Source organism: Candidatus Pelagibacter sp. (assembly GCF_052049775.1).
Lineage (GTDB): Bacteria > Pseudomonadota > Alphaproteobacteria > Pelagibacterales > Pelagibacteraceae > Pelagibacter.
The window spans coordinates 1-22,618 of record NZ_JBNGZH010000008.1; the positions used below are offsets into that span (position 1 = coordinate 1).

A 22,618-nucleotide genomic window follows, 5' to 3' on the forward strand; every position below is an offset into this window, starting at 1 on the left:
CCTAACTTCTCCTGATTTAATCGATGGTAGTGTTTCTAAAACGCTTAAATATATAAAATATCTTAATAAGAATAAGATTAAAATTGATATGATTTGTACAAAACTCTACAATATTAACTTATGGAAAAAGTATTATAAATTTTGAGTATATAGTTTAAAGATTTATGTAATAAGTTAATAAATTTTCTAGATATGAAATTAAATAAAATTGAAAATATAATTTTTGTTTGTTTTTGGTTATTTATTTTAATTGATGCATTAGGAAAATTTTATAGATATCCAATTGCTGGGCAACTTGGCTTGTCTATAAACTACTTAAAATATGGTTATTTTTTTCCAGATATTAATGGCAGCGACTTTTATCCTATTAGTGCATATTTTCCAGGGTTAGCTTATATCATTTATTTTCTTAGATTTGTTATACCTGATTACTTTTTATTTGAATTTTTAACTGTTTTAGCAATATTAAGTGTTTTTTTTTTCTTTTTTATTTCCATCAAAATATCCAAAAAAATTTATAAAAAAATTCCTGACTATAATATTTGCTGGTTAATTATAATATTATTGAGTTTGTGGCCATGTAGGTTTTGGTTATTTTATGCTATTACATTTAAAACAGACACATTATCTTACGCCTTAATCTTTTACGCAATTTATATTTTAGATCTAGATAACAAAATTTATAAAGTTAATTTTTTAAAGGTATTTATTAGTTTTATTTTAATACTATATGCGGTGGCTCTAAAGCAGCAAACAATTTTAATTGTTCTTGCCATAGGTCTATACGCTTTATTCAATAAACATTATTTTTTTAGAATTTTTAGTTTTATCATAATTTCTGCTATAGGTTTGTTTTATTTTATAATGTCTCAGGATAGTGATTTATGGTTTTTTAATGTATTGATATACTCAGAAACTGATTTTTACACTTTAGGTGAGATTATCAGAGATAATTATATCTTTATAATTAAAACAATTATATTTGTCCTTTTCTTACTAGCCTGTAATGTAGAAAAATTGGGTTTCAATAATTTGCAAGACAAAATTAAAAATACATTTTTTGGATATAAAAAAAATATATGGCTTTATATTTTTTTCTTTTTATCAATTTCTGCCGTACCAGGCTTTTTTAAAGTGGGAGGAAATTATGGAAATTTTGCCTTATCTATGATTGTTTTCACACCAATAATAATTTATTTTTTAGGAGATTTAAGAAAAAATATTTTAATTTTTACAACTTTGGCTTTATTGGTGTCTGAATTACCAAATTTAAAAGCATCTTCAAATAATTATATCGAAACAAAGAAAATGCAAAATCAAGTTTTACAATCAGTAAAAGGGAAAGACCTCCGTATTTTAACAGATGACGAAAGTTTATTTTCATCATTTTTAATTAGTGATAATAACGAAATACATAGTTTTGGCACCATAATGGTATTAGAACAGCATGTAAATAAACAGCAAAATATTGAGGACTTTTATCTAAAAAAAAAAGATGTTGAATTGTACGATTTTTTGATAATTAATAAAATTAATGCAAAAAAAATCCAGCTAAAAGATTTTCAATTAATATACACAGGTAAATTTAATCACATATATAGTAAAATCTAAGAGATTTTAAATATAAGTAAAACGTTACTTGAAGTTGGTGAAAGTAGGAGAGTAAATAACACTAATTGTTTTTATTAATCAATATTGAATCATAATTGAACTCCAGCACCCTTAAGAAAAGCTGCACTTTCATCTAAAGGCCATCTAGGCTTTGCTGGATAATCTAGTTCATTAAATAGTTTTAATTTATACTTTTCCAAACCTACCATTGCTATCATCGCAGCATTATCTCCACATATTTCTATTGGTGGGAAAACACTTCGATAATTATTTTCTTTACACAAGTTTATTAACATAGATCTTATTTTTCTATTTGCTGCGACACCACCTGCAACGACAAAAATTTTATCTTGTATGTCATTTTGGTTTTTAAATTCATTAAAAGCAATTTTTGTTTTTTTTTTTAGTATTTCTTCAATTGTTTTTTGAAAGGAAGCTGCTAAATTAAATTTATCTTGCTCAGTTTTAATAGTTTTACTTATCTTAAGTATTGCAGTTTTAAGACCGGCAAATGATAAATTACAACCACCCTTGTTGATAATTGGTTTTGGTAAGTCATAAGAATTTGGATCACCTTTTTCTGCCCAAAGCTCAATTTTGGGGCCTCCAGGAAATTCTATTCCTAAAAGTTTTGCAGTTTTATCGAAAGCCTCACCTAGTGCATCATCAATAGTTGTTCCCAGTCTTTTATATTTTCCAAGACCTTGAACGTTTAAATATTGTGAATGACCACCCGAAATTAAAAGCAAGAGGTAAGGATAATCTAAGTTTGAAACTAATTTTGGACTCAATGCATGTCCTTCCAAATGATTTACAGCTATAAAAGGCTTGTTTATTGAAGAGGCAAAAGCTTTCCCAAAGCTTAAGCCTACTGACAAACAAACGATTAGACCAGGACCTGCAGTCGAAGCCACTGCATCAATATCTTTTATTTTTATTCCACTATCATCCAAAGCTTTCTTCACGATTAAATCTATTTTTCCGATATGTGATCTGGCAGCTAACTCTGGAACCACTCCACCAAATTCTTTGTGGACATTAGTTTGGCTAGAGACGATGTTTGATAAAATTATAGGTTTCCCTTGGTCATTCTCAGTTATAACTGAGGCAGCCGTTTCATCACAACTAGTTTCAATTCCGAGAATTAAGGGTTTTTTACTCATACAAATAGTTTTTAATAATTGTACATTTCAAATACAAGAAAGAAATAAATATATTTATGACTAAAAAAATTATCATAGGTTCAAGAGGTAGTAAATTAGCATTGTTGTATGCTCAAAAAGCTAAAGAACAAATTATTAAAAAAACTACTTTAGATAAGAATGATATTGAAATTATATCTATTTCAACAAAAGGTGATCAGATTAAAGATACTAAGTTGTCTGATATAGGTGGCAAAGGATTGTTCTCAACTGAAATTGAAAAAGAGTTAGAGAATAAAAGTATCGACATTGCAGTTCATGCATTAAAAGATATGCCAGCAACAGAAACTAGCGGACTTAAAACAGACTGTTTTTTAGAGAGAAATGATCCAAGAGAAATTTTGATAACAAATGATAAGAAAAAATTAAATGATCTTAAGCTGAAATCAATTATAGGAACATCTTCATTTAGAAGGGAATTTCAAATTAAAAAATTAAGATCTGATCTAACATGCAAAATAATTAGAGGTAATGTGGATACTAGAATTAAAAAACTAAAAGATGGAAATTATGATGCAATAATTTTGTCTTATGCAGGGATTAAAAATTTAAATCTTGAAAATGAAATAGCTGAAATTTTCTCAGCACAAGAAATCATACCAAGTGCTGGACAAGGAATAATTGCACTCCAATGTCGTGAAGCAGATAAAGAAATTATTTCAATTTTAAAAAAAGTAAATCATGAAGAAACCTATAAAAGAGCTCATGCTGAGAGAAATGTTCTTAAAGTTCTAGAGGGAGATTGTGAAACAGCAATAGGCGTTTATTCAAAAATAGAAAGTGATACAATTGTAGTTGAGGCAGAACTTTTTTCAATAGATGGCTCTCAAAGATTTTATGAAAAGAAATCTGGCCAGATTGATAAATTTAAAGAGATAGGTAAACAAATTGGGCAGAATTTAAAAATGCAATCAAATAATTCTTACAAAAGATAATATGCATATTTTATTAACAAGACCACTGGAAGATTGTTCAGAAATGATTTTAAAGTTTAAATCATTAGGTCACCAAGTTTCGCATATCCCACTGATTAATATTGAAAAGGTTAATTATGAGGAAATTAAATTTTCTGAATATGGAGGAATTATTTTTACTAGTGCTAATGCAGTGAAATATTTAGATCAAAATAACATAGACAAAAATATCAAATGTTTTTGTGTTGGTAATTTAACTGAAAAAAAGGCTAGATCATCAGGATTTCAAAACACAATAGCTGCAGAGGGCAATGTTTCTAACTTAAAAGAGTTAATATTACAAACTTACGAGACAAAAAGTAAAAAGTTACTTTATGTCAGCGGTGAAATTATATCTGTTGATTTAGATCAACAACTCATCAAAGAGGGCTATGGAATAAAAAGAGTGATTAATTATAGAGTAAAACATAATCAAAAATTCAATGAAAGTTTTGTAAAAGATTTAAAATTGAACATGCCTGATATGGTTTATATTTATTCACAGAATAGTGCTCAAAGTTTTTTGAGTTTTGTCAAAAATCACCAATTTGAAAGCTTATGGATGAATACTAATTTATCGTGTATTGGGGAGAAAACTTCATCTATATTGAATGAAATTAAATGGAAAAAAATATTTCTTTTTAATCCTGGAGAAGAAGAGTTTTTGTTATATAAAATTTAATTATGGAATTGTTTAATAATTTTTCTGAAATATTTTTATCTGTATGGAACAAAGGTATTTTAGGTGTTGATATCTTACAAATATTAATTGGTTTAGGAATTTTTTTAATTTTTTTAATTTTCAGAGGTCTTATTAGTAAACTTGTAATCAAAAAGTTAGAAATTATCTCAAAAAGAACAACAAATAAATTAGATGATACTTTCGTAAAATCTTTAATTGGTCCTGCAAGATTTTTACCAATTGTTTTAGGTTTTTTTATAGCAAGTTATTACATGACATTTTCTATGGAAGGTAGAGAAATTGTCGATACTATAAATAGAACTCTAATAACCATATTAATTTTTTGGGTTATTCATCAAATTATAGAACCAGTCTCATATATCTTAAGTGGTCTTGATAAATTATTAACAAGAGAACTCATTGGATGGATCATTAAATCTTTAAAGATATTAATATTCATACTAGGGCTTGCAGCAGTCTTAGAATTATGGGGAATAAAGATTGGACCAATTATTGCTGGTTTAGGTTTGTTTGGAGTAGCAGTTGCATTGGGTGCTCAAGATTTGTTTAAAAATTTAATTTCTGGGATTTTGGTATTAGTTGAAAAAAGATTTAAAATCGGTGATTGGATTTCTGTCGATGGAATAATTGAGGGTATTGTTGAAAAAATTGGTTTTCGATCAACAACAATCAGAAAATTCGATAAATCATTAGCAATAATTCCAAATTTTCAATTTGCAGAAAATGCTGTGGTAAATGTAAGTGAAACTTCAAACTGGTTAATTAGTTGGATTATTACTCTCCAATATGACACTTCGGTTGATCAATTAAAAAATATTAGAGATCAAATTGAAGATCACATAAAAAAAAGTGATGACTTTGACACTAATATAGGAATTGCAGTTAGGGTCGATAAGTTTTCAGATAGTTCTATAGACATGTATGTGCGTTGTTTCACAAAATCGGATAGTTGGAACGAATGGCTTTCAGTAAAAGAAAAACTTGCAATTGCAATAAAACAAATTGTTGAAAACAATAAAGCCTCTTTCGCATTTCCGAGTTCTTCGATTTATATTGAAAAAAAATGATTGCTATCTTTTATTTAGTTTTACAATTATTAAAACTTTATTCGTATGTAGTGATTGCCAATGTTATCATCAGCTGGTTAATCGCTTTTAATGTATTGAATACTCAAAATAGATTTGTTTATGCAGTTTTAGATTTTACTTACAGATTAACAGAACCATTTCTAAGAAGAATAAGACGATTTTTACCAAATTTGGGAGCGTTAGATATTTCTCCAATTATTTTACTGCTATTGATTTGGTTTATAGAAATGTGTATGAAGCTCTACATTGCACCAATGATATTCTAGGATTTATGATTTTAATTGATGGAAAAAAAGAAGCAGCACTATTAAGGGAACAGCTTAAAAAAGAAGTATCTGATCTTAAAATTAAGTATAATAAAGTTCCAGGGTTAACAGTAATTTTGATTGGAGACTTAACTCCTAGTCAGATTTACGTTCGAAATAAAGAAAAATCTGCTAACGAAGTTGGACTTAAATCAGATGTAATTAAATATCCAGATAGTGTCGAGGAAAAAGTTATTTTAGAGAAGATAGATGAATTAAATAAAGATAACTCTGTGTCAGGTATTTTAGTTCAATTACCATTACCAAAACATATTGATAAACAAAAAATTATTGAAGCGATTGACCCATCAAAAGATGTAGATGGATTTCATCCAATGAATGTTGGAAATCTTTCATCAGGTTATGAGAGTTCCGTTCCATGCACACCATTAGGATGTTATTTGTTAATTAAAAAGATCGAACCTAACTTAAATGGCAAAAAAGCAGTTGTTGTTGGTCGGTCTAACTTAAATGGTAAACCAATGACTCAACTTTTACTAAAAGAAAATTGCACTGTTACTATAACACACTCTAAAACAAAAGATTTAAAAGCAGAGTGTTTAGAAGCTGATATTATTATTGCAGCCGTTGGTATTCCCGAGTTAGTTAAAGGTGATTGGGTTAAAAAAGATACTATCGTGATCGATGTTGGAATCAATAAAACTGAGAAAGGTATCGTTGGTGATGTTGCATTTGATGAAGTTTCAAAAAATGCTAAAGCACTCACGCCTGTTCCTGGTGGAGTTGGTCCAATGACAATCGCTTGCTTGCTAAAAAATACGATTGACTGTTTCAAAAGATCGCAAGCATAATATTGAATTCCATAAATTTTTTTTGATAAGATAAGTTATGAAAAAACCTAGATACCCCTATAGAATTGCACTTCTTATGCTCATACTGACAGTTCCACCAATTGGCGCGACACAATTAGGTTGGTATTTATATGATAAACAAACTGGATTTGATTATGGTATGATAGTTGGAACATTTTCAGTAATTTATGCTGCATGGTTAATGTATGAAAAAAATTGGAGAGAAGATGATGAGGATTAAATTGTGGAAAAAATAATTTTTTTCGGATTAGCGATACCAATTTTAGCATTTGTCCTTTACTTGGGCGGAACAGCTATCATGAAAGGCTTTGAGGCTAAAAGAGAAAATAAATCCAATGAGAGCTTAGAAGATCAGGACCATGAAGACAACTTATCTGATAATAATGATAAGTTAACAGATGAACTGGATAAATTAAATCAACTCCTTAAAGATGGTGTTTTAACTGAAGAAGAATTTAAAAAAGCTAAAAAAAAAATTTTAGATAATTAATTATAATTAAGTAATTTTTTTAAAGATCCAAATTCGCCTATTTTATAAATAATTGTATCTTCTTTTTTAAATCCATATTTTTCCGCACCAGCTTTAAATCTTACAGGTGGCTCCATGATTGGTTCTAGGGATAAAACAAACGTGCCCCAATGCATTCCAATCACTTTTTTGCTCTTTAAATTTTTTGCAACCTCTAAAGCTTCTTCTGGATTAGTGTGATAAACCGACTTATCTTTATAAGGCATTATTGGATAAAAATTATAGGCACCAATATTTATAAATGTAAGATCAATTGGACCATACTTATTACCTATATCTTTATAAATATTTCCTACTCCAGTGTCACAACCAAATAATAACTTTATATCTTTATATTCGATCAAAAAATTTCCCCATAAAGTTTTATTAGTATCTGTTAGACTTCTTTTTGACCAATGCACAGCAGGTAAAAAAGTAATTTTTAAATTTTTATTTATTTCAATTTTATCATACCAGTCCATTTCATTCACATTGCTATAACCATTTCTGGTAAAATATTTACCAAGTTTTAATGGAAGTAAAACTTTAGAATTTTTAAAAGGAAATCGCCGGATCGTCATCATATCTTGATGATCATAATGATTATGGGTGAGTAAAAAAATATCTGTTTTCGGAATTTCGTTTAATTTTAGTGCTGGTTCGGTAAATCTCTTAGGTCCAAAAATTAGCGGCCCAGCATTTTTTGAAAATACCGGATCTGTAATAATTGTTGTTTCACCAAGCTTTATTAAAAATGTTGCATGGCCAATCCATGCTACATAATCGTCTTCTTGAAATTTTTTTAAGTCTGTTAAAACTTTCTCTTTTTCAATAACATGTTCTTTGGGAACTGTCATATCAAGCTTTTTTTTCTCTCTATTAAAAATTTTGAAGGACCATTTAACATTAGGATCTGGTTTTGGTGAACCTTCGGGATTTCTAAAAGTACCGTCTGGTAAATGGTGATAAGGTTTTTTTTCCACTAAAACTAATTTTTTTTATTGTAAGTTTTTATAATTGTCTTCTCTAAAGTTCTACTTATTATTATGGTGCCCTTTTCATTTGGATGTATACCATCACTTAGATTAAACTCGGGCTTCATTGCCACTCCCTCAAGTAAAAAAGGAATGAGTTCTATTTTAAATTTTTTGGCTAGATCAGGAAAAATTTTGTCAAATTTTTTTTTATAAGAAAAACCATGCGAGGTTGGAGCAATCATCCCAGCTAGGATAATTTCAATATTTTTATTTTGAGCAATTTTTATAATTTTTTCTAAATTGATTTTTGTTTCTTTTGGCTGGATGCCTCTTAACATGTCATTAGCCCCTAAGCATAAAATTATTAGATCTATATCTGGCTCACTCAAAGTCCAATCAGCTCTATTTAATCCCCCTGACGATGTACTACCAGAAACACTGCCATCTACAATTTCAATATTATAACCCTTTGCTTCTAAATTCTCCTCTAAAACAACTGGTAAACTATTGTCATCAGACAAACCATAACCAGCCATCAAACTATCACCAAATAATACAATCTTTTCGATTGCATATGCATTAATGGTTAGTAGACAGATAATAATAATTTTAATAATAAAACTTCTGTTCATGAGCACTCTTCTTAAATTAAAAAAGATAAATCTTAAATACCAAACTGGTAAAGACAATATTAGTGTTTTAAAAGATATAAATTTGACCACAAAAAAAAAAGAAACTATTTCAATAGTAGGTGAAAGTGGTTCAGGAAAAACAAGTTTAATCATGTTAATTGGTGGTTTAGAGCGTCCAACTTCAGGCAAGATATACTTTCAAGACCACGAAATTACAAAATTAAGTGAGGATGAAGTATCAAAAATCAGAAAAAAAAATATTGGTATAATTTTTCAGTCTTTTTATTTAATCCCAAATTATACAGCCCTAGAGAATGTAACCTTAATTCTTGAATTGAATAAATTTAAAAATCCTGAAAAAGAAGCAAAATCTCTTTTAGATAGATTTGGCTTAAAACATCGACTAAATAATTTACCCAGTCAGTTATCTGGAGGAGAACAACAGCGTGTCGCTATCGCAAGAGCTATTGCTATGAAGCCAGAGCTAATTCTAGCTGATGAACCCACTGGAAATTTAGATACAGAAAATTCCGATATGATTTCTAAAATTTTATTTAGGTATGTTAAAGAGGAGGGTTCTTCACTAATTATGGTAACACACGACCCAAAACTCGCTAACCGTGCAAGTAGAAAAATTAAAATTAAAGATGGAAAAATTAAATAATTTTTATCAATACAAGTTCATCTTAATATATGCTCTGCGAGATTTAAAAAGGAACTATAAAAAAATCTCTAGTATAATCATCACTTTGTTCATCAGTCTTTTTATATTAAGCGCAATATTTACTATTGAGGATAGTTTAAAAAAGGAACTCAAAGAAAATGCTAAAGAGCTTTTAGGTGGAGACTTAGAAATTGATTATAACAGAAATCAAGGAAATATAGATTTATTAAATAAAGTTGAAGAGTTTACAACTATATCAGAGATGGTTGAATTCAGCACAATGCTTTCAACAACAAATCGAAAGAAAAATAAATCTTTATTTACTAGAATAAAAACAGTTGACCAAAAGTATCCTTTATATGGTGAAGTAACTTATGAACCTGCTGATGCTTATGAAAGAATGCAAACTGAACCTTATACAATTTTAATTAATGAGAGTTTATCAAAAACCCTAAATATCAAAACAAATGAAATTGTAAAAATTCAAGATCAAGAATTTCTTGTTATTGGTAAGGTAAGATCTGTTCCAGATGTAAGTGGATTTGTGACTTTTGGAGATTGGGTTTTAACAGGTAAACAAACCTTAGATATCTTAAAACTTAACGGAATAGGAAATTTTTTAAATTATGAATATAAAGTAAAATTTAATACCAATGATAATCCAGAAACAATCATAAAAAAAATCGAAAGTATTTTTAAAGATGATCAAAAGGTAAAAATTAGATATCCAGAAAATGCAGCAAGTGGATTAAAAAGAGTAATTGGTAACTTTTCACAATTTTTATCCCTTGTCTCAATAAGTGCGATGCTTATTGCTGGTATTGGTATTGCTAATACTCTTTTGTCTTTTATAAATCAAAATAACTTGTCTATAGCAGTAAGAAAGGCCTTAGGTTTTTATTCCGGTAATATTAAAAAACTTTATTATCTTCAATTGGTAATATTATTATTTATAATTACTATTTCAGCATATTTAAGTAGTTTATTAATTGTGCCATTAGCAGACAAATATTTGTCAAGTAGCTTTGGACTTAAGATAAATTTATTTTTTTCTTTTTTTAATTTTTTAAAAATATTTTTAATAGGTTTATTAGTTTTGATAATTTTTTCGATTCCTACAATTAGTTCTATCGATCAAGTCAAAGCTTCAAGTCTATTTAGAAATGTATTCCAAAACTTACAATTTTATTATTCAAAAAAATTAATTGGTATGAGTATTATAATGTTATCGATTTTGATTTTAATATTTACTTATAGATCAGAAAATCTTGTTTATAGTCTTGGGTATTTTGGGGCTTTTTTTATTTGTTTAATTATCTTTTTTCTACTTTCAAAGTTAATCATATTTTCTCTTAAAAAGTTTAAATTTAATTCGAGCACTCCTTTGAAAGTATCTATTAAAAATATTACACAATCAAAAAGTATTACACCTATTACAATTATGTCTTTAGGCCTTGGTGTTACATTACTTTTGACTTTGGCATTAGTTGGAACTAATTTTAAAAGAGAGATAGCAAAATCAATACCTGACATCGCTCCTGATTATTTTTTTGTGGGCATTCAAAATGGAGAGCGTGAAAAGTTTGAACAAAGAATTTTATCAATGGATCCTGGTGCAAATATTGAAATTGTGCCAATGGTTTCCTCAGGAATAGTAAAAATTAATGGTATAAATCCAAACACATATATTAAACCTGAAAATGATAGTTATTGGGTTATTGGCAGTGAACGGAGATCATCTTGGACAAAAGAAGTTCCTGAGGATAATCTAATTATTGATGGTAAGTGGTGGGATTTGTCTAAACCAAACCAACTTCAGATATCATTAGACGCTAAGGTTGCAAAAGATTTTAATATTAAATTAGGGGATATATTTACTTTAAATATCTATGGTAGAGAAATTGATGGTGAAATAGTCAACTTTAGACAAGTTGATTATAGAGATCTAAATATAAATTTTGCAATGCTTTTTAACCCTGACTTTGCAAAAAATATTCCTCACGAATATTTAGCAACAACAAAGTTCAATAATTTAAATAAATTTGATGAAACAAAAATGCTTGAAATTTTCCCTAGTTTATCAATGATTAAAATTGCTGATTATTTAAATAAAGTAACTAATGTTTTAAATAAAGTTTTCATAGCAGTTATTGTAATTTCAACAGTCACTATCGTCATTGGTTTAATTGTAATATCAAGTGCAATAATGGTTCAAGGAAAAGTAAGAGAATACCAAAATTTGGTTTTTAAAATTTTAGGTTTTTCAAGAAAAGAGATTGTTTTTTCTTCGCTGATTGAATTTATGATTATTTTTATATCTGTAATAATGATTGCAGTTTTGTTTGCTGTAGTTGGTTCAAAATTTATTATTGAAAATATATTTGAGTTATTCTGGAAGTTTGATCTTAAAGTTTTGATTTATCTTGGTTTATCCATTGGTTTAGTAACGTTGGTGTTAATATTATTAACTAATATTAAATATTTAAATCCAAAGGTTTATCCTCTTATAAGAAATCAATAATCACTAAGATCTATTTAGCCTTTTCCATCAGCCAAAGGTTATCACTCGCCAAAAAGTAAATTTTTCCATTTTTTGGATGAACCTGGATATCTCTAATTCGTCCGATCTCATCTTTAAAAATTACATCTTCTTTTATGTTGGACAAATCATTAAAGATTAGTTTTCTTAAGGATTGATCTTTTAATGATGTAATTAAAGCATGACCATTCCATTCATTAAATTCGTTTCCTTCATAAATTGTAATTGCACTTGTTGCAATTGAAGGCACCCAATACTGGATTGCTTTTGTAAAGCCAGGTTTCCATTTTGGACCAATAGGAAAGCCAGAATAATTTTTTCCTCCCCAGCCTAATATTTTCCAACCATAATTTTCACCTTTTTTTACTTCACCAAACCAATCACCACCTTTGGCACCATGGTTACTCATATAAATTTTACCATCGTATGATGATAAAGTTAAACCTTGAGGATTTCTGATACCAATTTGATAAATTTCAGGTAGCCAATCTGGCTTATCAACAAATTTAGGATTGTCATTTGGAATACTTCCATCAAGTTTAATTCTTATAATACTCCCAGGATGTTTTGAGGGGTCTTGGGCAATCATGCCTTTACCTCTTTCACCGGCAGAGGCAAATAAGTGATTATCTTTGATCGCTAACCTTGAACCAAAATGATAACCAGAATCAATAGGAGGTTCAGCTTGAAAAATATTTTTAAAATTTAATTTTTTCTTATCAAAAATAGCTTTAGCAATAGAGGTACTTGTTTTCCCATTACCTCTGTTTTCAGAATATGAAACATAAATAAAATTGTCTTTATATAAAATATCTAAAAGACCACCCTGTCCGTGTTCTAGAAAATTTAGGTTATGATCAACTTCAACAGCTTTTTTTTGAAGTATATCTATGATCTTAATTTTTCCACCTTTTTCAGTAATAATTAGTTCTTTATTATTTAAAAAAGACGAACCCCATGGGTCGTTAAGAACAACTAATTTTTTAAATTTTAAATTTTGAGCAAATAAATTAGTTGAAAAAAATATAAAAAATATAATTACAAAAAAAAGTTTTTTCACCTTATGAAAGTTTAGATCTTCCACCATCTACTGCAATAATTTGACCTGTTATCCAAGAGCTATCTTCAGTTATTAAAAATCTAGCTAAAGAGGCAGAGTCTTTTCCCTCTCCCAATCTTTTTAAAGGATGGGCCTTTGCAATACCATCTGCTAGGGCTTTATTCTTTAACATGGGCTCAGCAATTTTTGAATTAGTCAAGCTTGGCGCAATACAATTCACTCTTATGTTTGGAGCAAATTCAGCTGCAAGTGAGACTGTTAAACCCTCAACAGCTGCTTTTGTTGATGCAATAATTGCGTGATTGGTAAATCCTCTTTGAGCAGCAACAGTTGAAAATAAAACTATTGAGCCCTTATTTTTTTTCAAACTCTCTTGATAACCCTTAATAACTTCCACCGCAGAATAAAGATTTAATTTCATACATTTTACAAAATCTTGTTCTGTTACCATTCTCACAGGTTTTAAGTCAATTGACCCAACACAATAAGCAACACCTTTTACATCAGAAATATCATTTTTAACTTTTTCTATAAATCCCTCTTCCAAAACATCTGCGATAGTAAAAGGACACCCTAATCTCTCTGAAATATTTTTAACCTCGTTTTCATCTCTACCTACTAAATGTACACTATTTCCAGAATTTACTAATTGTTCAGCCAAGCTTGATCCGATTGAACCTGTCGCACCAAAAATAAGATATTTTTCTGACATAAAAAATTTAATTAGTTATATTTAATTATGAAGTTATTTTTTATACTGGGCAATCAATTATTTCCATCAAAATACCTAGACCGCTTCAAAAAAGACCACCTTTTTTTCATGGCTGAAGATTACGAGCTTTGTACTTATGAAAAACATCATAAACAAAAAATTCTTCTATTTTTATCATCAATGCGATCTCACGCAGATGTACTTAAAAAAGATAAATTTAAAATAGAATACTCAAAAATAGAGGATAAAGAATTTAAGGAAAGTTATTTTAAAAAGCTTAAAAAATTAATTAGCACAAAAAAGATTAAGGAAATATCCAGTTTTGAAGTTGAGGATAAGTTTTTTGAAAAAAAAATTAATCAATTTGTTAATAAAGAAAAAATAAAATGGAATATTATCCAGACGCCAATGTTTTTAAATTCAAGAGAGGATTTTAAAAAATATTTATCTAAATCCAAAAAACCATTTATGGCAACTTTCTACAAAGATGTCAGAAAAAAATCTGGAATATTAATAGGTGCTGATGGGAATCCTACAGGAGGTAAGTGGAGTTTTGATGAGGATAATAGAAATAAATTACCAAAAAATATTTCAATCCCGAAATTTCCAAAAATAAATGAAACTTATCATACTAAAAAGCTAAAACCTATTGTTGAAAAGCTATTTAAGGATCATCCTGGCAGTACCAAAAATTTCTGGTTTGCTACAGAACACAATGATGTTTTGAAGCTTTTAAATTTTTTCATTAAAGAAAAATCAAACTTATTTGGTGATTACGAGGATGCAGTTGATCAAAAAGATAATATTTTGTTTCATAGTGCACTTAGTCCATATGTAAATTTAGGTCTTATAACTCCAGAATTTATAATTAAAAAAATTTTAGAATTCCATAAAAGTAAAAAAATAAGACTAAATTCTTTAGAGGGATACGTTCGTCAAATAATTGGTTGGAGAGAATTTATGAGAGGAATTTATCAAAGTTATTCTAGTGAAATGGAGACAGGAAATTTTTTCAAACAAAATCGTAAGATGAAAAAATCCTGGTATGACGGCACTACTGGATTACCACCATTGGATTATGCAATAAAGAACGCATTAAATCATGGATGGTCTCATCATATTGAAAGACTTATGATTTTATCGAACATAATGAACCTTTGTGAGATCAAACCCACTATTGTTTACAAGTGGTTTATGGAAATGTTTGTGGACTCCTCAGATTGGGTGATGGTTCCAAATGTTTATGGAATGGGATTGTTTAGTGATGGTGGAATATTTGCAACTAAACCATACATTTGTGGATCAAGTTATTTTATGAAGATGATGGATTTTAAGAGGGGTGATTGGTGCAATATAATGGATGGGCTTTATTGGAGATTTATAGATCGAAATAGAAAGTTTTTTTTAAAAAATCCAAGGCTTTCAATGATGGTGAGAATTTTCGATAAGATGAAAACTGATAGAAAAAAATTGATTTTGTCAGCTGCAGATAAATTCATTAAAGAAAATACAATTTAGTGAAAAAAGAAAATTTACCAATTAAAGTTTGTCCAATATGTCAAAGGCCATTTAAATGGAGAAAAAAATGGAGACTTAATTGGGAAAAAGTTAAGTATTGTTCAAAAAAATGTTCATCAAAAAAATAAAAAATTTTTATAAATATTCAATTTTATTTTTATTAATAATTCTTACAAACAACGCTCGTGCAGAATTTTTTGAGGATCTATCAAAAATTATTGAGAATAATGAAAAAAGACTGAGCTATGGTATTTCAGTGACAGATTTTAATATGGATGGAAATAATGAGTTTTTAGTCACAGGTTTTGGTTTTCCGAATTTAGCGTTATCTTTTCAAGATGGAAAATTGAAGAATATAAACCAACAAAAAATTTTTTCAGATATTTCAAAGAAAACCATTGGAGTTGCTGCATGTGATATTGATAAAGATGGCTTTGAAGAAATCTACTTTTTAAATACCGATACATATAGTGGAGTTAAAAAATATTCAGACAGATTATTGGATATAAAAGATAATAATTATTTTGATTTATTTGAATTAGAAAAAAATAAAGAAAATCTAAATTTAACAGCAGGAAGATCTGTTGTTTGTGTAGATAGAAAGGGAGATGGTGAATATGGAATTTATGTTGCAAACTACGGAGGACCAACAAGGTTTTATGAGATTGAAAATGAACTTATCAAAGATAAAGCTGAGAATTTAAATCTGGATAATATTACTGGTGGAAGAGCAGTTGTATCTGGGCATATTTTGACAGAAAGAGCCGATATCTTTGCGGCCAATGAGAGAGGAGCAAATTTTCTTTTTAAAAATAATAATGGAAATTTTGATGATGTTGCATTTGATTATAGATTAGATGATGCAATCCAAAATGGACGGGGTACAGCTTTATCAGACATATATTACCGTGGTAGATTAGATATTTTAAGTGGTAATTGGCTTGGATATCACAGAGCTTGGGTCCTGGAAAATAATGAATTTAAAGACATTGGAAATAAAGATTTTGATGAACCCTCTAGAATAAGAACAATTATTTCTGCAGATTTTGATAATGATGGTTTTGATGAAGTTTTCATGAACAATATAGCAGAACCAAATAAGTTATTTCGTATTAAAGATAATGGAAAATTTGAGCAGATAAATTTTCAGGTAGGACTCGAAGCTAATGGGTATGGAACTGGTGCTGCAGTCGCGGATATAGATAATGATGGAATTTTAGAATTATTAGTTTCTCGTGGTGAAAGTAAAGCACAAACATTAACTTTGTATAAAGCAAAAGTTGATAAAGGAAGTAAATACTTAAGGATTAAACCATTAAATAAGTATGGTGCACCAGCAAGAGGAGCCACTGTTACCTTAATAACTAATCAAAGAAAACATTCAAAAACAATTGATTCAGGATCTGGTTACTTATGCCAAATGGAACCTGTGGCACATTATGGAATTAGAAAAAAAGAAAAAAATTTTAAAGTAGAAATTAGATGGACAAATGGAAGTAAAGAAATGATTGATATAAAGAAACTTAACCAAACAATTATTGTAAGACAGAAATGAAAAAAATATTCAATATATTTTTAATTGTATTTTTAATATCATTTCAACTCAAGTCGTTTGCTGGAGAAAAAAATTATCACAAAGAGCTTATTACTGATTGGTCTAGAATATTCCCTGATAAAAATAGAAATGCCGCAGGACCAAAATTTTTTAAATATATCATAGATAAAAAAATTACTTACAAAGACTTTGTTGAATTTAACAAATTATATTGTGCAGTTTCTGGGTCTTTAATTGACCCAAATAGTGACTCAGAATTCTTATTTATTAAAGAAAGTAAAACGAATAAAAAAATTTGTGGAAACTATTATAGGTGTTGTGTTCCATGTTCTTGTGATCTTATGAAGTATTCTGAAGCTCAAAAGATGAAACATAAATTTGAGGATGGTTTTAAAGAATTCTATGTTTTAACAATAAAAAATCCTTGTTCTAAAAAAGATTTTCCCAATAGAGTAAATAAAGATTATTTTTGTAATGGTGATAAAATTAACAAATCAGAGGTGTATAGTCTTAACGATCGAATAGTAATAGGTTTATTGCACAATGGAAAAAATTGTGCGAAAGATGAGGTAGACTTTGTTAAAAGTCATCAAGTGACGGGTAGATATTGCGAGTTGAGAAATAATACACCTTTAGAAAATTTAGATGCTGGAATGGGTGATATTTTTATAAAACTCGCGAGATAAATAAATATGAATAATAAAATTTTTGAGTGGGCAGGTGTTATCACTGCAATATTGTACTCATTATTTGTAGCTATGAATATTGGTATAGAGTTTTTTGGTTTTTGTTTACTACTAATATCTGCAATTCTAATTGGAATTTGGGCTTATCGAGGCGGTCATAGAGGAATATTATTTTTACAATTCTTTTATGCTACAGCTGGGATTATTGGAATGTTTAGATGGTTTTAGTTAAGTGTTGAAATAATTTTTGGAATATAATTTTTAAAGTTAAAGAAACCTTTATTACAATATTGCCAAGAGTTTTGATCAAGTTCTCTATAAAGGAAATTGATTTTAAAAGTATTTGAATTCAAGTAATCTAAATTTTCTCCAATAGTTGGATACAACCCCACTGCTTTTTCTATTTTTTTAATTTCGCTAATATCTATAACTTCACAATCAATAGATTGATTTTTAAATCTTTTTTCCTGGTCTTGAATAAGTGATGACTTAAATTTAAGAACTTTTTCACTTAGTTTGATGCATCTATTTTCATTTTTATTCGAAATTATATAAAATTTTTTAAATTTATTATTTTTAAAATCACTTGTTTCAAAACAGAGGTTATTCTCGAATATTATCAAATTATTTTGATCAATATTTTCAGGATTAGTAAAATTCTGTTTTAAAATTGAGTATTTTTTTTCAGAAATCTTGGGTGGAGCGTTTTCATTTAATTTAATATTGCTAAATCTATTATTTGTAAATTTTTTGATATTCCACTCACTTGCTAAATAATGTTTTCCCTGTGTTTGAACACCTGCAACCCATCTCCACCCAAGAGTGTTTGATGCAGCGTCTCCATCATAAAGATGTTGCATAAAAAATTCCGCACCCAATTGCCATGGCAAATTTAGTGTAAAAATCCAAATACTGGCAAACCACATTCTAGTATGATTATGTAAATAATTATTTTCTTTGAGTTCGTTGACCCAATAGTTAAAGCACTCAACATTTGTTTTTCCCTCAATCGCGTTTTTATAATTTTGATTGTTTTGAAAATCCCCTTTAATCTTTTTTAATTCAATTAAAAAATCTGTCCAAACACTGGGTCTTAATTCTAACCAACCTTTCCAATATGTACGCCACAATACTTCTTGAATAAATTTTTCATTTTTTGCAAATGAAAATTTATCAAGAGATTTTTTGATAACTTCTTTTTCATTAATAATACCGTGAGTAATATATGGAGATAAACAAGAAATATTAGACCTGTTATCAGGTCCGTAATCAAAGTTTCTAAGTTTTGAATATTCTGAGAGATTGTTTTCCACAAAATTATTTAGTTTATCTAAGGCCTTAGCCCTTGAAGCTTCAAAATTCATTTTTAATTATTTCGATTTTTTTTTCTTTAGACCTAATTTATCGCTATGTCTTAATCTCAAGATTACAATAGCACCTGCAATTAAAACTATTGCTACCGCTTCATATACTAATGCACTTGGATCCATTTCTTTTCCTTGTAAAATAATAAATCGTGCTAATGCTGTAATAGCTATAAGTAGTGGTAATGTAATACTTATGGATTGCTGGTTCCAAAAAACTCTTACCATCGCTAGCACTTCTAAGTAAAGAAACATTAGCAGCAAATCAGCTAAGGTAACCGATCGATTTTCAAACATTTTATAAATCTCTATTCCAACTGCAATTACAGTGCTTACCAGAATGATACACATTAGAAGAAGTTGTAGGTTTTTAGCTATCTTTTCCATTATTTATCTTTACTAAATGGTAACCATTTTTCAAATACTGATTTTGAGGAACCATCATACGGAATTGAATAAGAATATGGATTTGGACTTGTCAACACTTCGATTCCTTTTGAAAACACGAATATAAAAACAATTACAAAAACGAGCACCATTATCTTAAAGGGGTCAAAATTTTTTGTTTTAAAAACGCTGGCAGAATTTTCCTCAGCTCTATGAAAATGTTTAAATGTCAAATATACCGCAAATATTAATCCAATGTGGGCTAAAAAAAGTCCAGTCCACCCAAATACAAAAGTTGTATATGAGAATACGTACAAACTAAAAACAGTAGTCCAGATAAAACTTAACACCAATAAAATTTGCAATCTTACTGTTTTAGGTAATGATCTAAGATCATTTTTGCTATCATCAAACAAAATGTTTGCTGTATCTTTCATCCAATTTTTAAACGATTCCATAAATTTAAATTAAGTTTTTTTCAAAAATAAACAATCCCCAATTTGTCACCGAATAATTAGCTAGTTTCTTAACTTTTTTTTGTGAAAATTTATAAATTTCTCAACATTAGATTTAATAAATGATTTATTTTCCTCAAACGAAACTTTTTTCATTGAGTAAGCATTGCTTTTTGTCATTCTTGATTGAATTGTAACATTGCCTTTATAAAGTTTAAGTTTAACAGATCCATTAATTTTGTTTTTTTTCAAATCCACAATTTTTTGAAGTTTAAACCTTTCTTTTGAAAACCAATATCCATTATAGATCAATTCTGCGTACCTTGACATTATTGCATCTTTTTTGTGCATTGTTTCTTTATCAAGTGTAACTGACTCAATCGCTCTATGTGCATGGATTAACAATGTACCACCTGGAGTTTCGTAAACTCCTCTAGACTTGATGCCTAAAAATCTATTTTCAACAAGATCAACTCTTCCTATTCCATTTTTTCCTGCCAATTGATTTAGTTTAAATAATAATTTTGCTGGTCCAAATTTTTTTCCATTAAGACCAATGGGGTCACCATTTTTAAAATTAATTGTTACATGAGTAGCTTTGCTAGGAGCTTTTTCTGGAGAAACAGTTCTTTGAAAAATAAATTCTGGTGCAGAATTTTTTGGATTTTCTAGTAACTTACCTTCAGTTGATGTATGAAATAAATTATCATCCACTGAAAAAGGAGATGCACCTTTTTTGTCTTTTGGGATAGGAATATTGCGTTTCTTCGCATAATTAATTAAATCTGATCGAGATTTTAAATTCCATATTCTCCATGGTGCAATAATTTTTATTTTGGGACCAAAATAATGATAACCAAGCTCAAATCTTATTTGGTCGTTTCCTTTTCCAGTAGCCCCATGAGATACTGCATATGCTTTGAATTTTTTTGCAACCTTTATTTGATCCTTTGCTATCAGAGGTCTGGCGATTGAGGTTCCTAATAGATAAACACCCTCATAAATTGCATGACCACGGATCATTGGAAATACATAGTCCTTTACAAAAATATCTTTTAAATCATTTATAATTATTTTTGTAACACCAAATTTTCTCGCATTGTAAATAATCTTTTTTCTATTTATTTCTTGTCCGATATCTGCGGTGTAACAAATTACTTCTGCATCATAATTTTCTTGAAGCCATTTAAGAATAATGGATGTGTCCAAACCGCCTGAGTAAGCTAATACAATTCTTTTTTTTGATTTCATTAACTAGCTACAAGCTTTTTTTGCAGTGTTATATGCTTTAGTGAATCCCAATAATGAATAATGGTCGATTGTTTGAGAGCCTTTTTCATTGTATCCAGTTACCATTATTCTTGAACCTTTTTTCATAATCTTGACCATAATATTTTCTTTTTTATTACTAGTCATCCATGCAAAACCTTGTTGCTTAATATCAAATTTAAATTTGTTATTTCCTGAGGTTGCTAATACAGTATTGTTTTTATTAAATTCATAACCAGCAGTAGTACTGATTTCATTTGAAATTTTTTCGCCAGGTCTAAATGTTACAAATAACCTAGCATCTCTTTTATTTGTTTTAGGAGATTGTAGAATTGGTGAAGACTGAGCAAAACATACTTTACCAGATGCTTCCGCTAAAACCATTGTTTCCCAATCTTTATATTTACCAATTTTTTTTAGATCTTCTCCAAAAGATTTCGATGTGAATAAAAAAGTAAAAAGCATAAATATGAATAAAATCTTTTTAATCATGGACATGGGTTTGGGAACATTTTTTGAATTTTATTAATCTCATTTAAAATTTCGCTTGTTAAACTTACATTTACACTTTCTATGTTTGTTTTCAACTGTTCGATTGTCGTTGCACCTATTATCACACTTGTCATAAATGGCTGAATTTCACAAAACTTCAATGACATTTGAGTAAAATCAATATTGAATTTTTGCGATAACTTATAATACTCTTCGATAGCTTTTTGACCATTTTCATTTTTATATCTTGTGAAATCTTTAAATAGTTTCATTCTAGATTTTTCTGGTAAATTATTATTTCTATATTTTCCTGTTAAGTATCCGAATGCTAAAGGCGAGTAGGCTAACAAACCACTTTTCTCCCTAACAGAAATTTCCGCAAGTCCAACTTCATAAGTTCTATTAAGTAAATTGTATGGATTTTGCACCGACATCATTTTTGGTAAATCTTTTAATTTTGATATCTCAAGAAATTTTGACAAACCCCATGCAGTTTCATTAGATAGACCAATGTATCTAATTTTACCTTGTTCAATAAATTTTTTTAAACTTTCAAGAATTTCTTCAAACGGTGTCCAATCATTATCGTTTTCGTCATGTTCATAACCATGTTTTCCAAAAAAATTTGTATTTCTCTCTGGCCAATGAAGTTGATAGAGATCGATATAGTCTGTTTTCAATCTTTTGAGACTTTCCTCTAAAGCTTCAGAAATTTTTTTTTTCCCAAAATTATAACCACCACCCCTGATATATTTGTTTGAAGTATTACCACAAACTTTTGTTGCTATAACAACCTTGTCTCTTTTTTTAGTTTTTTGAAACCAGTTACCGATTATTCTCTCTGTTTCCCCATATGTTTCTTCTCTCATCGGTATGGAATAGATTTCTGCAGTGTCCCAAAAGTTTACACCATGATCTAAAGCATAATCCATTTGCTGAAATCCCTCTTCTTGAGTATTTTGTTCGCCCCAGGTCATAGTACCGAGACAAATTGTACTCACATCAAGATCCGTATTGCCTAATTTTTTATAATTCATAGTGATTTTTAAAGTATAATTTTTTATTAATCTTTTAAGGTATCTTGAATATTTAGTAAAAGACTATA

26 protein-coding genes are annotated in these 22,618 nt (G+C 28.7%); 15 read left to right on the forward strand and 11 right to left on the reverse strand.

Going from position 1 to position 22,618, the window contains the following annotated elements; all coding sequences use genetic code 11:
* Positions 1-192 precede the first annotated feature (192 nt).
* Complete coding sequence (locus tag ACTT83_RS01600; RefSeq protein ID WP_440918475.1) at positions 193-1,611, forward strand: hypothetical protein; 1,419 nt, start codon at positions 193-195, stop codon at positions 1,609-1,611.
* A gap of 89 nt (positions 1,612-1,700) precedes the next feature.
* Here ACTT83_RS01600 and tsaD read toward each other — a convergent pair whose 3' ends face one another.
* Positions 1,701-2,774, reverse strand: coding sequence for a tRNA (adenosine(37)-N6)-threonylcarbamoyltransferase complex transferase subunit TsaD (tsaD, locus tag ACTT83_RS01605; RefSeq protein ID WP_440918476.1), 1,074 nt, complete (start codon positions 2,772-2,774; stop codon positions 1,701-1,703).
* Positions 2,775-2,830: 56 nt separating this feature from the next.
* Between tsaD and hemC the strand changes: the two genes are divergently transcribed.
* From hemC to ACTT83_RS01640, 7 genes are read left to right on the forward strand one after another with little or no spacing between them, the layout of a single operon-like run.
* The gene (hemC, locus tag ACTT83_RS01610; RefSeq protein ID WP_440918477.1) at positions 2,831-3,748 is read left to right on the forward strand and encodes a hydroxymethylbilane synthase; all 918 of its coding nucleotides are present in this window, start codon (positions 2,831-2,833) and stop codon (positions 3,746-3,748) included.
* Position 3,749: 1 nt separating this feature from the next.
* Positions 3,750-4,448, forward strand: coding sequence for a uroporphyrinogen-III synthase (locus ACTT83_RS01615; RefSeq protein WP_440918478.1), 699 nt, complete (start codon positions 3,750-3,752; stop codon positions 4,446-4,448).
* Positions 4,449-4,450: 2 nt separating this feature from the next.
* Complete coding sequence (locus tag ACTT83_RS01620) at positions 4,451-5,536, forward strand: mechanosensitive ion channel family protein (RefSeq protein ID WP_440916649.1); 1,086 nt, start codon at positions 4,451-4,453, stop codon at positions 5,534-5,536.
* Positions 5,533-5,823, forward strand: coding sequence for a YggT family protein (locus tag ACTT83_RS01625; RefSeq protein ID WP_440916650.1), 291 nt, complete (start codon positions 5,533-5,535; stop codon positions 5,821-5,823). Before ACTT83_RS01620 ends, ACTT83_RS01625 begins: the two co-directional genes overlap by 4 nt.
* 5 nt (positions 5,824-5,828) lie before the next feature.
* Complete coding sequence (locus ACTT83_RS01630; RefSeq protein ID WP_440916651.1) at positions 5,829-6,674, forward strand: bifunctional 5,10-methylenetetrahydrofolate dehydrogenase/5,10-methenyltetrahydrofolate cyclohydrolase; 846 nt, start codon at positions 5,829-5,831, stop codon at positions 6,672-6,674.
* 37 nt (positions 6,675-6,711) lie between these two features.
* Positions 6,712-6,915: a hypothetical protein gene (locus tag ACTT83_RS01635; protein WP_440918479.1), complete on the forward strand. Its 204-nt coding sequence runs from the start codon at positions 6,712-6,714 to the stop codon at positions 6,913-6,915.
* 3 nt (positions 6,916-6,918) lie between these two features.
* Entirely contained in the window at positions 6,919-7,185 is a 267-nt protein-coding gene (locus ACTT83_RS01640; protein ID WP_440916653.1) for an SHOCT domain-containing protein, read from the forward strand.
* Here the strand turns inward: ACTT83_RS01640 and ACTT83_RS01645 are convergent.
* Together ACTT83_RS01645 and ACTT83_RS01650 are read right to left on the reverse strand one after the other, a co-directional pair.
* Entirely contained in the window at positions 7,182-8,186 is a 1,005-nt protein-coding gene (locus ACTT83_RS01645; protein WP_440918480.1) for an MBL fold metallo-hydrolase, read from the reverse strand. The genes ACTT83_RS01640 and ACTT83_RS01645 overlap by 4 nt on opposite strands.
* A 5-nt stretch (positions 8,187-8,191) precedes the next feature.
* The gene (locus ACTT83_RS01650; RefSeq protein WP_440916655.1) at positions 8,192-8,812 is read right to left on the reverse strand and encodes an arylesterase; all 621 of its coding nucleotides are present in this window, start codon (positions 8,810-8,812) and stop codon (positions 8,192-8,194) included.
* On the opposite strand from ACTT83_RS01650, the gene ACTT83_RS01655 reads away from it, so the two are divergent.
* Positions 8,811-9,476: an ABC transporter ATP-binding protein gene (locus ACTT83_RS01655; protein WP_440917666.1), complete on the forward strand. Its 666-nt coding sequence runs from the start codon at positions 8,811-8,813 to the stop codon at positions 9,474-9,476. The two genes, ACTT83_RS01650 and ACTT83_RS01655, sit on opposite strands and share 2 nt — an antisense overlap.
* Positions 9,460-11,997, forward strand: a complete 2,538-nt coding sequence (locus tag ACTT83_RS01660; RefSeq protein ID WP_440918481.1) for an ABC transporter permease — start codon at positions 9,460-9,462, stop codon at positions 11,995-11,997. Before ACTT83_RS01655 ends, ACTT83_RS01660 begins: the two co-directional genes overlap by 17 nt.
* Positions 11,998-12,007: 10 nt before the next feature.
* Here the strand turns inward: ACTT83_RS01660 and ACTT83_RS01665 are convergent, their stop codons facing one another.
* Both ACTT83_RS01665 and ACTT83_RS01670 read right to left on the reverse strand, forming a co-directional pair.
* Positions 12,008-13,102 (reverse strand): PQQ-dependent sugar dehydrogenase, encoded by a 1,095-nt coding sequence (locus ACTT83_RS01665; RefSeq protein WP_440918482.1) that lies wholly within the window; start codon positions 13,100-13,102, stop codon positions 12,008-12,010.
* On the reverse strand, positions 13,077-13,787 hold the full coding sequence (locus ACTT83_RS01670) for an SDR family NAD(P)-dependent oxidoreductase (protein WP_440916659.1): 711 nt from the start codon (positions 13,785-13,787) through the stop codon (positions 13,077-13,079). The genes ACTT83_RS01665 and ACTT83_RS01670 overlap by 26 nt, the downstream gene beginning before the upstream one ends.
* A 27-nt stretch (positions 13,788-13,814) precedes the next feature.
* Between ACTT83_RS01670 and ACTT83_RS01675 the strand changes: the two genes are divergently transcribed.
* Genes ACTT83_RS01675 through ACTT83_RS01695 form a run of 5 tightly spaced genes read left to right on the forward strand, consistent with a single transcriptional unit; the run spans position 13,815 to position 17,774 of the window.
* Positions 13,815-15,305 carry a cryptochrome/photolyase family protein gene (locus ACTT83_RS01675; protein WP_440918483.1) on the forward strand — a complete coding sequence of 497 codons (1,491 nt, stop codon included), beginning with the start codon at positions 13,815-13,817 and terminating at the stop codon, positions 15,303-15,305.
* Positions 15,305-15,433 carry a DUF2256 domain-containing protein gene (locus ACTT83_RS01680; RefSeq protein WP_440916661.1) on the forward strand — a complete coding sequence of 43 codons (129 nt, stop codon included), beginning with the start codon at positions 15,305-15,307 and terminating at the stop codon, positions 15,431-15,433. Before ACTT83_RS01675 ends, ACTT83_RS01680 begins: the two co-directional genes overlap by 1 nt.
* The gene (locus tag ACTT83_RS01685; protein ID WP_440918484.1) at positions 15,415-16,860 is read left to right on the forward strand and encodes a CRTAC1 family protein; all 1,446 of its coding nucleotides are present in this window, start codon (positions 15,415-15,417) and stop codon (positions 16,858-16,860) included. The genes ACTT83_RS01680 and ACTT83_RS01685 overlap by 19 nt, the downstream gene beginning before the upstream one ends.
* Positions 16,857-17,546 carry a hypothetical protein gene (locus tag ACTT83_RS01690; RefSeq protein ID WP_440918485.1) on the forward strand — a complete coding sequence of 230 codons (690 nt, stop codon included), beginning with the start codon at positions 16,857-16,859 and terminating at the stop codon, positions 17,544-17,546. Before ACTT83_RS01685 ends, ACTT83_RS01690 begins: the two co-directional genes overlap by 4 nt.
* Before the next feature lie 6 nt (positions 17,547-17,552).
* Positions 17,553-17,774, forward strand: a complete 222-nt coding sequence (locus ACTT83_RS01695; RefSeq protein ID WP_075519603.1) for a hypothetical protein — start codon at positions 17,553-17,555, stop codon at positions 17,772-17,774.
* Here the strand turns inward: ACTT83_RS01695 and ACTT83_RS01700 are convergent.
* The 6 genes from ACTT83_RS01700 to ACTT83_RS01725 are packed head-to-tail and all read right to left on the reverse strand — an operon-like array spanning position 17,771 to position 22,550.
* Entirely contained in the window at positions 17,771-18,910 is a 1,140-nt protein-coding gene (locus ACTT83_RS01700) for an FAD-binding domain-containing protein (protein ID WP_440918486.1), read from the reverse strand. The two genes, ACTT83_RS01695 and ACTT83_RS01700, sit on opposite strands and share 4 nt — an antisense overlap.
* A 6-nt stretch (positions 18,911-18,916) precedes the next feature.
* Positions 18,917-19,297, reverse strand: coding sequence for a phosphate-starvation-inducible PsiE family protein (locus ACTT83_RS01705; protein WP_440916665.1), 381 nt, complete (start codon positions 19,295-19,297; stop codon positions 18,917-18,919).
* The gene (locus tag ACTT83_RS01710; RefSeq protein ID WP_440916666.1) at positions 19,297-19,755 is read right to left on the reverse strand and encodes a hypothetical protein; all 459 of its coding nucleotides are present in this window, start codon (positions 19,753-19,755) and stop codon (positions 19,297-19,299) included. Before ACTT83_RS01710 ends, ACTT83_RS01705 begins: the two co-directional genes overlap by 1 nt.
* Before the next feature lie 60 nt (positions 19,756-19,815).
* Complete coding sequence (locus ACTT83_RS01715) at positions 19,816-21,003, reverse strand: argininosuccinate synthase (protein WP_440918487.1); 1,188 nt, start codon at positions 21,001-21,003, stop codon at positions 19,816-19,818.
* A gap of 3 nt (positions 21,004-21,006) precedes the next feature.
* On the reverse strand, positions 21,007-21,519 hold the full coding sequence (locus ACTT83_RS01720) for an invasion associated locus B family protein (RefSeq protein WP_440918488.1): 513 nt from the start codon (positions 21,517-21,519) through the stop codon (positions 21,007-21,009).
* A complete protein-coding gene (locus ACTT83_RS01725; protein WP_440917678.1) occupies positions 21,510-22,550 on the reverse strand; it encodes an aldo/keto reductase in 1,041 nt (346 codons plus the stop codon). Before ACTT83_RS01725 ends, ACTT83_RS01720 begins: the two co-directional genes overlap by 10 nt.
* Positions 22,551-22,618 lie beyond the last annotated feature (68 nt).

What these genes read in the sequence shown, in the direction of transcription:
- ACTT83_RS01670 (WP_440916659.1), bottom strand. Translation starts at nt 13,787, where the DNA reads ATGTCAGAAAAATATCTTATTTTTGGTGCGACAGGTTCAATCGGATCA.
- ACTT83_RS01650 (WP_440916655.1), bottom strand. Translation starts at nt 8,812, where the DNA reads ATGAACAGAAGTTTTATTATTAAAATTATTATTATCTGTCTACTAACC.
- ACTT83_RS01700 (WP_440918486.1), bottom strand. Translation starts at nt 18,910, where the DNA reads ATGAATTTTGAAGCTTCAAGGGCTAAGGCCTTAGATAAACTAAATAAT.
- ACTT83_RS01710 (WP_440916666.1), bottom strand. Translation starts at nt 19,755, where the DNA reads ATGGAATCGTTTAAAAATTGGATGAAAGATACAGCAAACATTTTGTTT.
- ACTT83_RS01675 (WP_440918483.1), top strand. Translation starts at nt 13,815, where the DNA reads ATGAAGTTATTTTTTATACTGGGCAATCAATTATTTCCATCAAAATAC.
- ACTT83_RS01720 (WP_440918488.1), bottom strand. Translation starts at nt 21,519, where the DNA reads ATGTCCATGATTAAAAAGATTTTATTCATATTTATGCTTTTTACTTTT.
- ACTT83_RS01630 (WP_440916651.1), top strand. Translation starts at nt 5,829, where the DNA reads ATGATTTTAATTGATGGAAAAAAAGAAGCAGCACTATTAAGGGAACAG.
- ACTT83_RS01635 (WP_440918479.1), top strand. Translation starts at nt 6,712, where the DNA reads ATGAAAAAACCTAGATACCCCTATAGAATTGCACTTCTTATGCTCATA.
- ACTT83_RS01695 (WP_075519603.1), top strand. Translation starts at nt 17,553, where the DNA reads ATGAATAATAAAATTTTTGAGTGGGCAGGTGTTATCACTGCAATATTG.
- ACTT83_RS01625 (WP_440916650.1), top strand. Translation starts at nt 5,533, where the DNA reads ATGATTGCTATCTTTTATTTAGTTTTACAATTATTAAAACTTTATTCG.
- hemC (WP_440918477.1), top strand. Translation starts at nt 2,831, where the DNA reads ATGACTAAAAAAATTATCATAGGTTCAAGAGGTAGTAAATTAGCATTG.
- ACTT83_RS01665 (WP_440918482.1), bottom strand. Translation starts at nt 13,102, where the DNA reads ATGGTGGAAGATCTAAACTTTCATAAGGTGAAAAAACTTTTTTTTGTA.
- ACTT83_RS01655 (WP_440917666.1), top strand. Translation starts at nt 8,811, where the DNA reads ATGAGCACTCTTCTTAAATTAAAAAAGATAAATCTTAAATACCAAACT.
- ACTT83_RS01620 (WP_440916649.1), top strand. Translation starts at nt 4,451, where the DNA reads ATGGAATTGTTTAATAATTTTTCTGAAATATTTTTATCTGTATGGAAC.
- ACTT83_RS01715 (WP_440918487.1), bottom strand. Translation starts at nt 21,003, where the DNA reads ATGAAATCAAAAAAAAGAATTGTATTAGCTTACTCAGGCGGTTTGGAC.
- tsaD (WP_440918476.1), bottom strand. Translation starts at nt 2,774, where the DNA reads ATGAGTAAAAAACCCTTAATTCTCGGAATTGAAACTAGTTGTGATGAA.
- ACTT83_RS01600 (WP_440918475.1), top strand. Translation starts at nt 193, where the DNA reads ATGAAATTAAATAAAATTGAAAATATAATTTTTGTTTGTTTTTGGTTA.
- ACTT83_RS01725 (WP_440917678.1), bottom strand. Translation starts at nt 22,550, where the DNA reads ATGAATTATAAAAAATTAGGCAATACGGATCTTGATGTGAGTACAATT.
- ACTT83_RS01705 (WP_440916665.1), bottom strand. Translation starts at nt 19,297, where the DNA reads ATGGAAAAGATAGCTAAAAACCTACAACTTCTTCTAATGTGTATCATT.
- ACTT83_RS01660 (WP_440918481.1), top strand. Translation starts at nt 9,460, where the DNA reads ATGGAAAAATTAAATAATTTTTATCAATACAAGTTCATCTTAATATAT.
- ACTT83_RS01690 (WP_440918485.1), top strand. Translation starts at nt 16,857, where the DNA reads ATGAAAAAAATATTCAATATATTTTTAATTGTATTTTTAATATCATTT.
- ACTT83_RS01685 (WP_440918484.1), top strand. Translation starts at nt 15,415, where the DNA reads ATGTTCATCAAAAAAATAAAAAATTTTTATAAATATTCAATTTTATTT.
- ACTT83_RS01615 (WP_440918478.1), top strand. Translation starts at nt 3,750, where the DNA reads ATGCATATTTTATTAACAAGACCACTGGAAGATTGTTCAGAAATGATT.